The organism is Ruegeria sp. BE3, assembly GCF_056538865.1.
This window is the reverse complement of the sequence record NZ_JBQFTW010000007.1, coordinates 48,552-62,168: the sequence shown is the minus strand read 5'-3', so window position 1 is coordinate 62,168 and position 13,617 is coordinate 48,552. Positions and strand designations below refer to the sequence as shown.

Below are 13,617 nucleotides of genomic sequence, written 5' to 3'. Positions count from 1 at the left end.
CTTATGGCGAACACCGATCCGATCTGCCCGCTCTGCGACCGCCCGATCCCCGATGGGGGCGGCAGCCTGCACCATCTGATCCCAAAACTCAAAGGAGGCAAGGGCGGGCCGACTGTCTTGCTACATCAGATCTGCCATAAAGAGGTGCACGCGACCCTGACCGAGGCCGAACTGGCGCGCAATTTCAACTCGATTGAGGCCTTGCGCGCGCATCCGAGGCTTGAGAAATTCCTGATCTGGGTCCGCAAACGCCCCCCCGGGTTTCGCTCCAAAGTGCCGGGCAAGCGGCGAGGACGCTGATCAGGCGGGCAGGATCGGATCGCCGAATGCGTCTTGCCGCTCGGCCTCCAGCCCTTCGATTTCGATCCCGAGATAATCGGGCACCGGGGCGAACTGTGCCCCCGCGATGTGCTGAAACTCAAGCGTCGTATACGGTCGTTTCCACAGCCATTCGCGGTTCTCTACGGCCCACAGATCGGGGTTGGGTGGTGTCTCATCGGTGAACGCGTAGAAATGCAGATCGAACCCGTAGGGCGCAACTTCCTGCATCGACAGCAAGCACATCCCCAGTTTGCGGCAAAAGGCATCTTCGGCGACGATATCGCCCGTTCTCAGGGTGATCTGACCGATACAGGCCCCGGCAAACGGGGCCTCCGCATTTGCAATTCCGTCTGGCCGGTTGCCCTCGAAATCATGTTGCAGAAGCTCGATCACGAAACCTTCGGGGTCGCTTAGGTGGCACATATAGCCGATGTCTATGAACTGATGCGGTGTACTGACGGCTATGCCCTTCCGACGCAGGAAATCGGCGGCCAGATCGACATCGGGCAATGTGATACCGATCTTCCAGTACCGCTGCCCCTGATCATGTGTGTATCCACCCCCGCCCGGCATCAGAAGCAGATCGGTCCCTTGTCCGGAATAGCTGAGACGACGGTTGGGCCCTTCGATCTGAACAGTCATACCGAGCGCGTCGCGATAGAATGCGGCCAGGCGGTCCGGATCAGCAACCCGCTGTCGCAACGCGGCGAGCCTCATGGGCATAACCGAGCGATCCCGGTGGCAATCGTGGGATCGGCGGTTACAGAATCTGCCACCAGTTCCCGTGCAGTTGGCATCAGCAGATCCGGCTCGACCACACGGTCGACCAGTCCGAACGCATAGGCCTCATCTGCGGTGATCTTCTGCCCAGCCATCAGGATCAGCTTGGTGCGCGCCGGACCAATCAAAGCCGCCATGCGTTTCGGGTCCGATGGCTGCGGCAGAAAGCCCAGCTTCATAACCGGATAGAAGAATTTTGCCGACGGCACCGCGATGCGCAGATCACAGGCCATAACCATCCCATTCGCCCCACCGGCCAGCGTGCCATTCAGCGCAGCCACTGTCAGGCAGGGCAGCGCTGCTATAGCGCCCGATAATCTCTCCCATAGGTCAGAGGTGGCAAGTCCCGCCCTCGCTTCGTCCAGATCTGCACCAGCGCTGAAGACACGCCCGGCACCGGTCAGGATCAAGGCCCGGGCTTCGGTGGCAGCCTCGGCGATCTGGACCAATTCGCCCAGCATCGCCGCAGTCAAAGCGTTGGCCTTGTCCGGGTTATTCAGGGTAACCGCCCAGAGGCCGTCTTCCTTGGTCAGATCAATCACGTGAGGCCGATCCTTTTGCGGATATCTTCATTGCGCAGCGAAATCTCGGTGCCCCGGAATTCATCCGCATCCGATGAGCACATCCACAGCATCGCCCGCGCGGGCCAGTCAGCCGGGATATGATCGTCCCAATCCAGCTGGCTGACCGGGTTGATACCACTGGCCTTGATCACCCGCTGCATGTCGGTGGCCACGGTGCCCGGCGACAAACCCATGGCACGGATACCATGATGCGCCTCCTCCAGATGCAAACACTCGGTCAGCATCTTCGCACCGGCTTTCGATGCGCAGTAGTGGCTCCAGGCCTCAACCGGGTTCGACGCAGCACCGGACGAGACCGTCAGCACCGTGCCCCCACCCGCGGCGCGCATGATGGGCAGGGCGGCGCGCATGCCGTAGAAAACACCTTTGAGATTGATATCGATTGCCGAGCTCCAAGCGGAAACATCTGCGTTGGACATATGAAAGATCGGATCGATCACCCCGGCATTCCCGACCAGAACATCCAGCGATCCAAACCGATCCACGCAATCGGCCACCACCTGTTCAACCTGCGCAAAGTCACTGACATCGCAGGCCAACGCGATCACGTTATCGCCAAGTGCGGCAGCCAGTGCCTCAATCTGATCACGGCTGCGCGCCACCAGCACCACATTGGCCCCGGCTGCGGCAAAAACGCGCCCGGCTTCGGCACCGATACCTCGGCTGGCCCCCGTTATCAGTACGGTTTTCCCTTGCATTTGCATCGTTTAAATCCCTGCATTTGAAATTGTGTAAAGTCGTACAGCGGAAATGGGGAACTGGTCCACCCCTTGCCCCTTGACGCTGACCGCGACAGGCACGACGATGCCGGCAAAATTGATCAAGAAGGGTTCTCTTATGACTGTTTTCCTTCGCCGGAGCTGCGGCGCAGCGCTGGCTTATGCCGTTGCAACTCAGGGCGCGTTTGCAGAAATCACCGCCAATGATGTCTGGGCCGACTGGCAGGCCTATCTGGGCGGCATGGGCTATGAAGTGACAGGCGACCAGAGCACATCTGGCGACGTCACCACGATCGCAAACATGACCATGGCCATGGCCCTGCCTGAGACCGATGGGCAGTTCAACATGGTCATCCCTGAAATGACCCTGATCGAAAACGGCGATGGAACCGTCAATATCGATTTCCCCGACAGCTTCCCAGTGTCGATCTCGGGCGAATCCGACGGAGAAGCATTTTCAGCCGATCTGCTTTATACGCAGGACGCGCTGAATATGGTCGTCTCTGGCACCCCGGAAGAGATGACCTATGACTACACGGCAAACAGCCTGACGCTGGCACTGGATTCGATGAAATTCGGCGAGGAAGCCGTATCGCAAGACGTGCTGGGCCTGAACTTTACGATGAACGAGGTTGCGGGCTCTTCGCTGATGAAAATCGGCGAAATGCGCGATATCGCGCAGAAGTTCACCGCAAGCACCATGTCTTATGACGTGGCCTTCGACGAACCTGACAGTGACGACGACGGTCGGATCAGCGGCAAGCTGGACGATCTGGCATTTGAAGGTGATACAACAATCCCGGCGGGGTTTGATGTGACCAACGTGCAGGATCTGTATGGAGCCGGATTTGCGGCATCCGGTACATTTACCTATGGCTCAGGCAGCACCGAAATGGCCGGAACCGCCGAGGGTGAAGCATTTTCGCTGAGCAGCAGTTCCGAGGGCGGCGAATTCACCGGCAGCATTGATGCCCAGCGCCTGGTGTACGACCTTGTGCAAAACAGCACCAAACTGGCGGTAACCACGGCTGATCTGCCCTTCCCGATCGAGATCGCGATGGCCAATGCCGGGCTGAAGCTTGAGATTCCGGTTGCGGCCTCGGAAGAAATCCAGCCCTTTGGGTTTGGCCTGAACCTGACCGATTTCACAATGTCCGACGTGTTGTGGAGCCTCTTCGACCCCGCAGGCGCCCTGCCCCGTGACCCGGCCACGATTGCGCTGGATACGACCGGCACCGCCAAAGTGCTCGTCGATTTCATGGACCCGGAAGCAGTCGAAGCGCTTGAGACCTCGGAAGTAGCACCGGGTGAACTGCATTCGCTGAAGATCAACGAATTGCTGGTCTCACTGGTCGGTGCCGAGCTTACGGGCGATGGCGACTTCAAGTTCGACAACTCGAACACTGAGGCTTTTGATGGCATGCCTGCCCCGTCGGGTGTCGCCAATCTGAAACTCGTCGGAGCCAATGCGCTGCTCGATACGCTGATCGGTATGGGTTTTGTGTCCGAAAACGATGCACTCGGCGCGCGGATGATGATGGGTCTGATGGCGGTTCCGGGTGAGGAACCCGATACGCTGAACTCGACAATCGAGTTTACCGAGGACGGCCAGATCCTGGCGAACGGCCAGAGGATCAAGTAGCAGAAACTTCGGGACAAGCCGCAAGGGCGGCCTGTCCCACCCAAGGCAGGCGGCGCAAATGGATCGCAGGCCTTGCGGGACGCACGCTCCGAGGCTAGGTCCAAGACATCAAGACCCCGGAGGCTTCATGAACAGAACACCTCAAGACATCAGCCACGATTTGCTGGATGCGGCGCGCAAAGCGGGGGCCGAGGCGGCGGATGCCATTGTTATCGATGGCTCATCCGTATCGGTCGAGGTCCGCAGCGGTGCGCTGGAACATGCAGAGAGGTCCGAGGCCACGGATCTGGGGCTGCGCGTCTTCCTAGGCAAGCGCCAGGCAATTGTCTCCAGCTCTGACAGTCGCCCCGACACGCTGACCGCGATGGCCGAACGTGCGGTCGCCATGGCTCGCGAAGCGCCCGAGGACCCGTTTACCGGCCTCGCTGATCCGGATCAGTTGATCAGCGATTGGAACATGGACGCGTTTGAGCTGTTCGACCCGACGCCCGAACCCAGCGCCGATTCGCTGATGCAGGATGCACTGGCCGCCGAGGCTGCGGCGCTTGAGGTGGATGGGGTCACACAAGTTTCGGATGCGGCAGCGGCTTATGGCACCCATCGTGTCCACCTTGCCGCGACCAATGGGTTTTCCGGCGGCTATGCACGCAGTAGCCGCTCAACCTCCTGCGTTGCGATTTCCGGTGAAGGCACCGGGATGGAGCGTGACTATGACGGTGATAGCCGAAGCTTTCAGTCTGACCTTCGCAGCCCGTCCGAGATTGGCCGCATGGCCGGTGAACGTGCCGTTTCCCTTATGGGCGCGCGCAAACCGCAGACCGGCAGCTTTCCGGTTCTGTTTGATGAACGTATCTCGTCCTCACTGATCGGTCACTTGCTGGCCGCCAGCAACGGCGCAGCCATCGCGCGCGGAGCCTCGTGGCTGAAAGAAAGCCTTGGCGAGCAGGTTCTGCCCGAGCATCTGTCCCTGATCGAAGACCCACATCGCCCGCGCATCTCGGGCTCGCGCCCGTTTGATGCCGAAGGTTTGGCGACACAACGCCGGGCCATCGTGGAAGATGGTGTTTTGACCGGCTGGACGCTGGACCTGGCCAGCGCCCGCAAACTGGACATGACCTCAACCGGGAACGCTGCGCGCGGCGTGTCGGGCCCTCCGTCTCCCAGCAACTGGAACCTCAGCCTGACGCAAGGCGAGCGCAGCCGCACTGATCTGCTGCGCGACATGGGGACGGGATTGCTGGTAACCTCGATGATCGGGTCGACCATCAACCCCAATACCGGCGACTATTCACGTGGGGCCTCAGGCTTTTGGGTGGAAAACGGTGAGATCACGCACCCGGTCAACGAATGCACCATCGCGGGCAACCTGCGGGACATGCTGATGCGGATCGTTCCGGCCAATGACGCGCGGCCTTACCTGTCGCGCGTGGTACCGTCGTTGCTGATCGAAGGGATGACACTTGCCGGCAACTGACCTGTCTTTGTTGATTGATGCCGCTCTTGAAGCTGGAAAGATCGCCACCCGTTTTACCGGGCCGCAGGCACAGCGTTGGGACAAACCCGACGGCGCGGGTCCGGTGACCGAGGCCGATCTTGCCGTCAACGCCATGCTCGAGCGTGATTTGCAGGCCGCCCGGCCCGATTATGGCTGGCTCAGCGAAGAGACCGAAGACTCCGCCGACCGCCTGAGTCGTGATCGTGCGTTCATCATCGACCCGATCGATGGCACCCGCAGCTTTGCCGAAGGTTCGCGCACCTGGGCGCATTCTCTGGCCATTGCAGAGCAAGGAGACGTGATTGCAGCTGTCATCTACCTTCCTATGCGCGACCTGCTTTATGCGGCATCGCGTGGGCAGGGGGCAACGCTGAATGGTGCAACGATCCGCGTCTCAGGCCGGACCCGCCTGCCTGAGGCCGAGATTCTGGCTGCAAAACCCAATCTAGACGCGCGCCACTGGTTGTCAGGCTCGGCCCCCGCGTTCAAACGTGTCTATCGCCCCTCACTGGCCTATCGCATGGCGCTGGTGGCACAAGGGCGGTTCGACGGGATGCTGACACTTCGCCCCAGTTGGGAATGGGACATAGCTGCAGGAGACCTGATCCTGCGCGAAGCGGGTGGGTTATGTACTGATCGCATTGGCCAGCCTCTGCGCTTTAACAATGCTCATCCGCGCCTTAACGGTGTAGTCGCCGCCGGACCCGCTTTGCATGCAGGACTTCATGACCGGCTTGATCCCAGCGGCACCGGGATCGCTCCATGAGCAAGCCCGGATCTCTCAGCCTTGCAGCCTATCGGGTACTGTCCTGGGGCGTTCCACAAAGCGGCGGGTACGCTGACACGCCCCGCCCCGAAGGTGAGTTGCTTTGGGTCCATGTCAGCACACCCGACCGGTTGCGCGCCGTCGATGACCTGTGCCGTCGCCTGCTGTCTGCACGGCCAGGATTGTCGATACTGATGACCGCCCCCGCCGAGGCTGACCTGTCCGAGTGGAAAGGCTGCAGCTTTCCGATCGTCTGTTTGCCCCCCGACCAGGCTGGGGCCGCGCGGACTTTTCTCGATCACTGGCAACCGGACATGGCCTTGTGGTTCGGGGGTGGGCTATTACCCAATCTCATCAGCCGCGCGCAAGAACAGGCCACACCCCTGATCCTGCTTGAAGCGTCAGTTGACGTAAAAACTGCGCGGGGTGGGCGATGGCTGCCGGATATCAAGCGTTACACCTTGGATTGCTTCGATTCGATCCTTGCCCCAAGCGATGAGATCGCCCGCCAAATCCGTCGCCTTGGCATCGACTCGACCAAAATCTCTGTCGCTCCATCCTTGCATATCAGCCCGAACCCGCATCCTTGGCCCGAAGATGAGTTGATCGAAACCAACCATGCATTGGCCGGACGACCCGTCTGGCTGGCTGCATGGGTTCAGGACAAAGAATTCATATCGGTCCTGAGCGCCCACCGGCAGGCGTTGCGTATGCTGCCGCGATTGGCGCTTGTGCTGCATGTGGCCGACATGTTCGAGGCAACTCCGCTGTATAAACGGCTTGAAGCGATGGATTTGCGCTGCGCCAATTGGGATGAGGGCCATCCGATCGAGGATACAACGCAAGTCATTCTTTCTGCCGCGCCCGAAGATCTTGGGCTATGGCACCGCGTCTCGGCCGTCACATTCATGGGAAACTCGCTGGAACGCAGTGCAGGCGGATGCGACCCGTTGATCGCTGTTGCATTGGGATCGGCCGTTATCCATGGTCCCCATGTGAGCAAGCATCGTAATATCTATGATCGGCTCGACCAGGTCGGTGCAGCGATGACGATCAAATCCGCAACCGAACTGGGGGATGGTGTCGTGGAGCTGCTGGCCCCGGACCGCACCGCCGACATGGCGCTGGCGGGATGGCAGATGGTAACCGAAGGGGCGCCGCAGGCTGACCATCTGATTGATCTGGTTCAGGACACGCTGGATCGACGGAGGGCTGAAGATGCGCGCTCCTGAATTCTGGAACACTTCCCCCGATCAGCTTGACGTGCGTGCCCGGCTGCTGGCCCCGCTCGGTCATCTCTACGCCGCAACTACTGCTCGAAGAGTTGCAAAGGAACCCGGCTTCAAGCCCGGCGTTCCAGTCATCTGTATCGGCAATCTCAACGCGGGCGGTACCGGCAAGACCCCGACGGTAATCTGGATGCTCGAACGTCTGCGCGACAAATGGCACCAGCCGCATGTGGTCACACGTGGCCATGGCGGATCTTTGGAAGGGCCGGTCAAAGTTGAACCACGCAAGCACAGCGCTGCGCAGGTCGGGGATGAACCCCTGCTGCTGGCCGCCTTCGCCGATGTCTGGGTCGCCAAGGATCGCGCCGCTGGGGCACAGGCCGCCGCAGAGGACGGCGCGACGGCCATTGTGTTGGATGACGGGTTTCAGAATCCTGCAGTCGCCAAGGATTTCTCGGTCATTGTCGTCGATGCCGAGCGGGGCTTCGGCAACGGTCTATGCTTGCCTGCTGGCCCACTGCGAGAGCCCGTCGCCGTCGGCCTGAAACGCGCCGATCTCGTATTGTCTCTGGGTGCTGACGATGCGCAGGCCTCGTTTTCCAAGCGCTGGGGTCCGGCGTTGACCGTTCCTCATGCCAGAGGTGAGGTGTGCCCGCTGCAAACCGGGATGGATTGGGCAGAAACACCTGTTCTGGCCTTCGCTGGCATCGGCCATCCGGAGAAGTTCTTTGCCACCTTACGCCAGCAAGGTGCCCGGCTGTTGCGAACTGAAGCGCTGGATGACCACCAGCCACTGACCGCTGCCCTGATGACACGGCTCGAAAATGAATCCCGCGCTCTGGGCGCCCAGCTGGTGACCACTGAAAAAGACGCTGTTCGCCTTCCAGCCTCGTTCCGCAACAAGGTACTAACGCTGCCGGTGCGATTACAGATTGATGAGGATGAAAAGATCAAAGAGATGTTGGCGCAGGTCGCCCCGTCACCCTGAATGACAGGCCAGCCCCTAGCGAGCTGGCCTGTTGAGATTTAGCTGCCGAGTTCGTCTTCGATCAGCTTTTTGAATTCGTCGTAAGACTGGTTGTCGACCTGCTTGCCGTTCACCACGAAAGACGGGGTCGCCTGAATGCCGTCGCGTTCGGCGTTCTCCTGATACCAAGCCACAAGGGTCTGGGCGCGGGTGCCATCCTGCAGGCAGGCCTCAAGCTGGTCATTGTCGATACCGGCCAGACGACCAATCTTGCGCAGTTCGTCCACAATCTCGGCCGGACCACCGGCACGGGTCCATTCGGACTGACCTTCATAGATCAGATCGGTGATGCCAAAGAATTTCTCGGGCCCCGCGCAGCGCGCAACCATCGAGGCCCAGAGACCATAGCGGTCAAAGTAAACCTCGCGATAGATGAACTTCACCTTGCCGGTATCGATGAAATCCTTCTTGAGCTGCTTATAGGCACCTTGGTGGAAGTTCGCGCAATGCGGGCAGGTATAGGAGGCATATTCGATGATCTCGACCGGCGCATCTTCGGCGCCCTGCACCATCTCGACGACGGTCGATGTATCCAGATCAGCCTCCTGCGCCTCGGCCGCGCTGACCAAAGGATAAGCTGGGGTCGATGAATTCGAGAGCGACAGCCAATAGCCGCCAGCGGCGACGGCGACGGCCGCACAGATTACGGTTGCAATACGGCTCATGCTAAGCCCTTTCTTAGTGTTTCTGTCTGGATAAAACGTTGCGACCGAGACGTTCAAGGGCCGCACGCAAATCTTCATCATTTACATCGCGTGACACTTTGTCCGCCTCGGCGGCAATCTCCTTAGAAATCGTGGGTTTTACCACCTTCGGTTTGTGATCGAAACTGGCCTGCCCCTCAGCAAATCCGGTCGGAGCGGTCTGGGTGATGCGCACGCGGCTGATCGCGTTGAAGCCATAGACCGCGTTCACCTTGTCGCGCAGCTGTTCGCGCTGCATGTCCAGCATCGCAGCCTGTGGCCCGGTGGTCAGGACCGTCAAAGTAGCTCCGAACCCACCTTTGGCATATCCCACCTTCACCGGCTGAGCGATCGAGGCGATATCCTGCCCGACAATCTCGGCCCAGTGGGTCAACAGACGCGACACAGCAAAGCCCCGGCTCTCACCGGCGCGCCTGATCTGGTCGTTCAGCAAAGTCGCGGTGCGTTTGAACCCGCGGGTCGTGGACCGTTTGCGCTGCATCTGGTTTCCAACTCCTGTGCCGCTATTGTAATGGGCAGGAAACCGGGTGCCAGCAAAACCCGACAGGGAGATGAATAAAACTTGCGTGATTCCACTGAATTCACCGTGAGCGCCGCGTTGTTGGACTGGTATGACCGCCATGCCCGCGAAATGCCCTGGCGTGTGGGTCCTGCTCAGCGCGCTGACGGCGTGCAGCCCGATCCTTACCAAGTCTGGCTGTCCGAAGTGATGCTGCAGCAAACGACGGTCGCTGCGGTGCGTGACTATTTCATGCGGTTCACCACGCGCTGGCCAAACGTGCAGGCCCTGGCTGCGGCCCCGGATGATCAGGTGATGGCGGAATGGGCTGGGCTGGGCTATTACGCCCGCGCCCGCAACCTGCTGAAATGCGCGCGCGTCGTGGCGCAGGATCATGGGGGGCGGTTCCCCGACACTTATGAGGCTCTGCTGAAACTGCCCGGTATCGGCCCCTATACCGCTGCCGCGATCTCGGCCATTGCCTTTGATCAGCCCGAGACAGTGCTGGACGGCAACGTCGAACGGGTCATGGCGCGATTTTTCGATATTCACGACCCATTGCCGGGGTCCAAACTTGTGCTGAAAGAGAAAGCCACAGCGCTGACCCCAACCCTCCGCCCAGGAGACTACGCCCAGGCGGTGATGGATTTGGGGGCCACCATCTGCAGACCCAAATCACCCGCTTGCGGCATCTGTCCTTTGCGTAATCCCTGCCAGGCGCGGATCGCTGGTACTCAGGCCGAGCTTCCGCGCAAGACACCAAAACAGCCCAAACCCACGCGCCACGGGCATATCTATATCGCGCAAGACGCGAGCCAAGCCCTCCTACTGGAGCGGCGCCCCGACAAAGGCCTGCTGGGCGGCATGCTCGGCTGGCCCGGATCGGAATGGTCGGAGGCCCCGCCCGAGGCCCCTCCGTTCCCCGCCGACTGGCAAGTCCTGCCGGGCGAAGTGCGCCACACCTTTACCCATTTTCACCTGATCCTGCGCGTCTGGATCGCTGATTTGCCCGAAGGCGCGCCAACCGGCGATCTGATCCTGATCGACAAGCACGCCTTCCGCCCCAGTGATCTACCAACGGTGATGCGCAAGGCCCATGCGCTCTGGCGCGGCCAATAGCGCGTTGTGAATCTAACGCAAACATGGCTAGGTGAAGGCAACAGACCCGAGCGCCAAAATGATCGCACCAGACACCCTGTCCCGCTGGCAATCCGCCCTTCCCTACTGGATCTCGATCCTGTTGATCCCGCTGATCTGGGCCACGACACTGGCGGGAGGCTGGTGGGTTCTTCTGGTCCCGCTCTCAACTTGGTGGGCCTTTGCCGTGCTCGATCAGTTGACCGGGCTGAACCTCGAAAACGCCGACCCTGACACGCCCGAAACCGGGTTACGCTGGTACATCCTGCTGACCAAGCTTTGGGCTCCGATACAGTTCCTGACGTTGTTTGGCCTGATCTGGTACGTGACCCGCGCGGACCTGTCGACGCTGGAAAAGATCGGCGTTTTCTTTGGTATGGGCGTGATTTCAGGCACGATCGGGATCAACTACAGCCATGAGCTGATGCATCAGAAAGGCCGCCTTGAACGCTGGCTGGGCGATATCCTTCTGGCCATGGTGCTTTATTCCCATTTCAGGTCCGAACACCTTCTGGTCCATCACCGCTATGTCGCCACCCCACGTGACCCGGTAACAGCCCTCTATAACGAAGGGTTCCACCGCTTCTACCCTCGCGTGCTGCGTCAAAGCTTGATCTCAGCCTTCCGCACCGAGCGCGAAAAGCTGGCCCGCAAGGACCGCCCGTGGAGTGATCGCGCCAACCCGTTCTGGCGCTACTGGGTGTTGCAGGGCGCGATGCTGTTTCTGGCCCTGTTGGTCGGAGGCTGGTCCGGCGTGGCCTTGTTCCTGCTGCAGGCCGGAACCGCAATCTGGCAACTCGAACTGGTCAACTATGTCGAGCACTACGGCCTGACCCGCAAATACCTCGGCGATGGTAAATACGAACACGTCCGGCCCTGCCATTCCTGGAATGCCTCGCAGAAGGCATCGAACTGGCTGCTGATCAATCTGCAGCGCCACTCGGATCACCACTACAAGCCCAATCGTCGGTTCCCGCTGCTGCAGCACCATTCACAGGATACCGCACCACAATTGCCCTATGGCTATCCGGTAATGACCGTGACCGCGATGATCCCGCCCCTCTGGCGTCGGGTTATGAACCCCCGCGTGCGAGCATGGCGACGGCAATACTATCCCGAGATCACCAACTGGCTGCCCTACAACAAAGCTCAAAACCCCAGACCCGGGGCGTGACCACAGCGCGCGCCCGCGCGCTGCCCGACCCAACCGTCAGAGCTGCATCTGCGATGCTGCGCTGATGGGCGGGAGGACCTCAGTCTGCCATCACCCAGATATCCATCGGCGCCTCAACCCCGCGTACGGCTTGCCGTGGCTTGGCTTCAAAGCCGGCCATGGCGTCCAGAGCGGAGGGATTTTCTTCCGCAACCCGTGCCCGCACGGCATCACTCACAATGATACGGGCATGGAAATCGCGGGTCAGCGCCTCAAGCTTGGCGGCGACATTCACCGCATCTCCGATCACCGCAAATTCCAGACGGTTTGCGCCAATGTCCCCTAAAACCACAGAGCCAAAGTGCACTCCGATCCCAACATGGATTTCCGGTTCTCCGGCCCGACGGCGATCCATGTTCCAGCGGTCGATCACCCCAACCATCGCACGCGCACAGCCCAGCGCGTTGCTCGCATCCAAGGGCGTTGGCACCGGCGTGCCAAAAGTCGCCATCAACCCGTCCCCCAGATACTTGTCCAGCGTTCCGTGATGGCGGAACACCTCAGTCTCCATCCGTGCGTGAAAGCCGCGCAAGACCTCGATCACCTCGTAAGGATCACGCCCCGCCGCGTATTTGGTAAATCCGACGATATCGATGAACAGAACCGCCACATCTTCCTTGCGGATCTGTTTCAAAGGCTCATCGTTCTGGCTCAGCTCATCCACAACATTGGGCGAGAAATAACGCGACAGATTGGCCCGCTCACGCTCTAACCCGGCATTGCTCATCAATAAGCGATTGAGGCGACGCATCGAGATACCGAGCGTGACGGCAACCATGACGAACACGATTACCTGCTGGATGCGCATGGTCGGCATGAAACTGTTCGGGTCCATGAACTCGGCCACATCCGGATAGCCCGACAACGCTTCTGCCACCCTCTCGCTGATTCCCGGAATTGGCGTTGCCACCCACCAGGCGATGATCCAGCCCGCCGTCCACATTCCCGCGGTCCAGGTTCCAATGGCGATCACCGTGCGCCAGGAATAGGCCAACGTGCCTGCGGCCAGGATGATGAAGAAATACTGAAAATTATCGAACCGGTACTGCATCGCCAAAGGCCGCACATCATCGCTGAACGGGTTGGGAATGATCATGCCCAGCGTCATGATCAGCAGGTCCACGAAGATCAAAAGCAACTCGGTCCGGGATTGCCCGACCCGACCTGCGCGCTGGATCAGCCAGCCATTGGCGCAGATCAGCAGCAGGATGAAATGATACCACATCACCTCCCATTGCGGATTGAGGTAGATCAGCAGCAGCCCCGTAAGCCCCATCGCCACCCAGCGGGCACGCACGGCCAGTTCCAGTCCCTCGCGCTTGTGTCGTTCGAGGGTGGCTTCGGTGTATTTGTTGTTCAGATCGAACGTGTCGGGTTGCGTGAAAAACAGGCTGCGAGGTCTGCGCACGGTGGTCTCGGTCATGGCCGTGATCTTTCTTGCGACGTATAGAGGCTGCCCCATGCAACCACTGTTTATGAGAAAACAAAAGACCCCGCCGTA

At 60.2% G+C, this 13,617-nt stretch carries 14 protein-coding genes; 8 read left to right on the top strand and 6 right to left on the bottom strand.

All coding sequences use genetic code 11. From position 1 onward, the window contains the following. The first annotated feature begins 3 nt into the window (after nt 1-3). A complete protein-coding gene (locus ACR0AZ_RS15750; protein WP_480659806.1) occupies nt 4-300 on the top strand; it encodes an HNH endonuclease in 297 nt (98 codons plus the stop codon). Here ACR0AZ_RS15750 and ACR0AZ_RS15745 read toward each other — a convergent pair whose 3' ends face one another. Genes ACR0AZ_RS15745 through ACR0AZ_RS15735 form a run of 3 tightly spaced genes read right to left on the bottom strand, consistent with a single transcriptional unit; the run spans nt 301 to nt 2,389 of the window. Next, complete coding sequence (locus tag ACR0AZ_RS15745; protein WP_480667848.1) at nt 301-1,044, bottom strand: VOC family protein; 744 nt, start codon at nt 1,042-1,044, stop codon at nt 301-303. Further along, a complete protein-coding gene (locus tag ACR0AZ_RS15740) occupies nt 1,035-1,643 on the bottom strand; it encodes an enoyl-CoA hydratase/isomerase family protein (RefSeq protein WP_480667847.1) in 609 nt (202 codons plus the stop codon). Before ACR0AZ_RS15740 ends, ACR0AZ_RS15745 begins: the two co-directional genes overlap by 10 nt. Beyond that, entirely contained in the window at nt 1,640-2,389 is a 750-nt protein-coding gene (locus tag ACR0AZ_RS15735) for an SDR family oxidoreductase (RefSeq protein WP_480667846.1), read from the bottom strand. Before ACR0AZ_RS15735 ends, ACR0AZ_RS15740 begins: the two co-directional genes overlap by 4 nt. Nucleotides 2,390-2,522: 133 nt before the next feature. Here ACR0AZ_RS15735 and ACR0AZ_RS15730 point away from each other — a divergent pair, with 133 nt between their 5' ends. The 5 genes from ACR0AZ_RS15730 (at nt 2,523) to lpxK (ending at nt 8,524) form a co-directional block, all read left to right on the top strand. After that, nucleotides 2,523-4,046, top strand: a complete 1,524-nt coding sequence (locus ACR0AZ_RS15730) for a DUF2125 domain-containing protein (RefSeq protein WP_480667845.1) — start codon at nt 2,523-2,525, stop codon at nt 4,044-4,046. A gap of 127 nt (nt 4,047-4,173) precedes the next feature. Further along, nucleotides 4,174-5,520, top strand: a complete 1,347-nt coding sequence (locus ACR0AZ_RS15725) for a TldD/PmbA family protein (RefSeq protein WP_480667844.1) — start codon at nt 4,174-4,176, stop codon at nt 5,518-5,520. Next, nucleotides 5,507-6,307, top strand: a complete 801-nt coding sequence (locus ACR0AZ_RS15720) for an inositol monophosphatase family protein (protein WP_480667843.1) — start codon at nt 5,507-5,509, stop codon at nt 6,305-6,307. The genes ACR0AZ_RS15725 and ACR0AZ_RS15720 overlap by 14 nt, the downstream gene beginning before the upstream one ends. Then, on the top strand, nt 6,304-7,539 hold the full coding sequence (locus ACR0AZ_RS15715) for a 3-deoxy-D-manno-octulosonic acid transferase (RefSeq protein WP_480659813.1): 1,236 nt from the start codon (nt 6,304-6,306) through the stop codon (nt 7,537-7,539). Before ACR0AZ_RS15720 ends, ACR0AZ_RS15715 begins: the two co-directional genes overlap by 4 nt. Then, nucleotides 7,526-8,524: a tetraacyldisaccharide 4'-kinase gene (gene lpxK, locus ACR0AZ_RS15710; protein ID WP_480667842.1), complete on the top strand. Its 999-nt coding sequence runs from the start codon at nt 7,526-7,528 to the stop codon at nt 8,522-8,524. The genes ACR0AZ_RS15715 and lpxK overlap by 14 nt, the downstream gene beginning before the upstream one ends. Before the next feature lie 38 nt (nt 8,525-8,562). Here lpxK and ACR0AZ_RS15705 read toward each other — a convergent pair whose 3' ends face one another. Together ACR0AZ_RS15705 and ACR0AZ_RS15700 are read right to left on the bottom strand one after the other, a co-directional pair. Then, on the bottom strand, nt 8,563-9,228 hold the full coding sequence (locus tag ACR0AZ_RS15705; protein WP_480471707.1) for a DsbA family protein: 666 nt from the start codon (nt 9,226-9,228) through the stop codon (nt 8,563-8,565). Nucleotides 9,229-9,241: 13 nt separating this feature from the next. Further along, entirely contained in the window at nt 9,242-9,748 is a 507-nt protein-coding gene (locus tag ACR0AZ_RS15700) for a DUF721 domain-containing protein (protein WP_480667841.1), read from the bottom strand. An 81-nt stretch (nt 9,749-9,829) separates the two neighbouring features. Between ACR0AZ_RS15700 and mutY the strand changes: the two genes are divergently transcribed. Further along, entirely contained in the window at nt 9,830-10,885 is a 1,056-nt protein-coding gene (gene mutY / locus ACR0AZ_RS15695; RefSeq protein WP_480471705.1) for an A/G-specific adenine glycosylase, read from the top strand. A 58-nt stretch (nt 10,886-10,943) separates the two neighbouring features. Next, nucleotides 10,944-12,077: an alkane 1-monooxygenase gene (locus ACR0AZ_RS15690; protein WP_480471704.1), complete on the top strand. Its 1,134-nt coding sequence runs from the start codon at nt 10,944-10,946 to the stop codon at nt 12,075-12,077. A 79-nt stretch (nt 12,078-12,156) separates the two neighbouring features. On the opposite strand, the gene ACR0AZ_RS15685 is transcribed toward ACR0AZ_RS15690, so the two are convergent. Then, a complete protein-coding gene (locus ACR0AZ_RS15685) occupies nt 12,157-13,539 on the bottom strand; it encodes an adenylate/guanylate cyclase domain-containing protein (RefSeq protein ID WP_480471703.1) in 1,383 nt (460 codons plus the stop codon). Nucleotides 13,540-13,617: the final 78 nt, after the last annotated feature.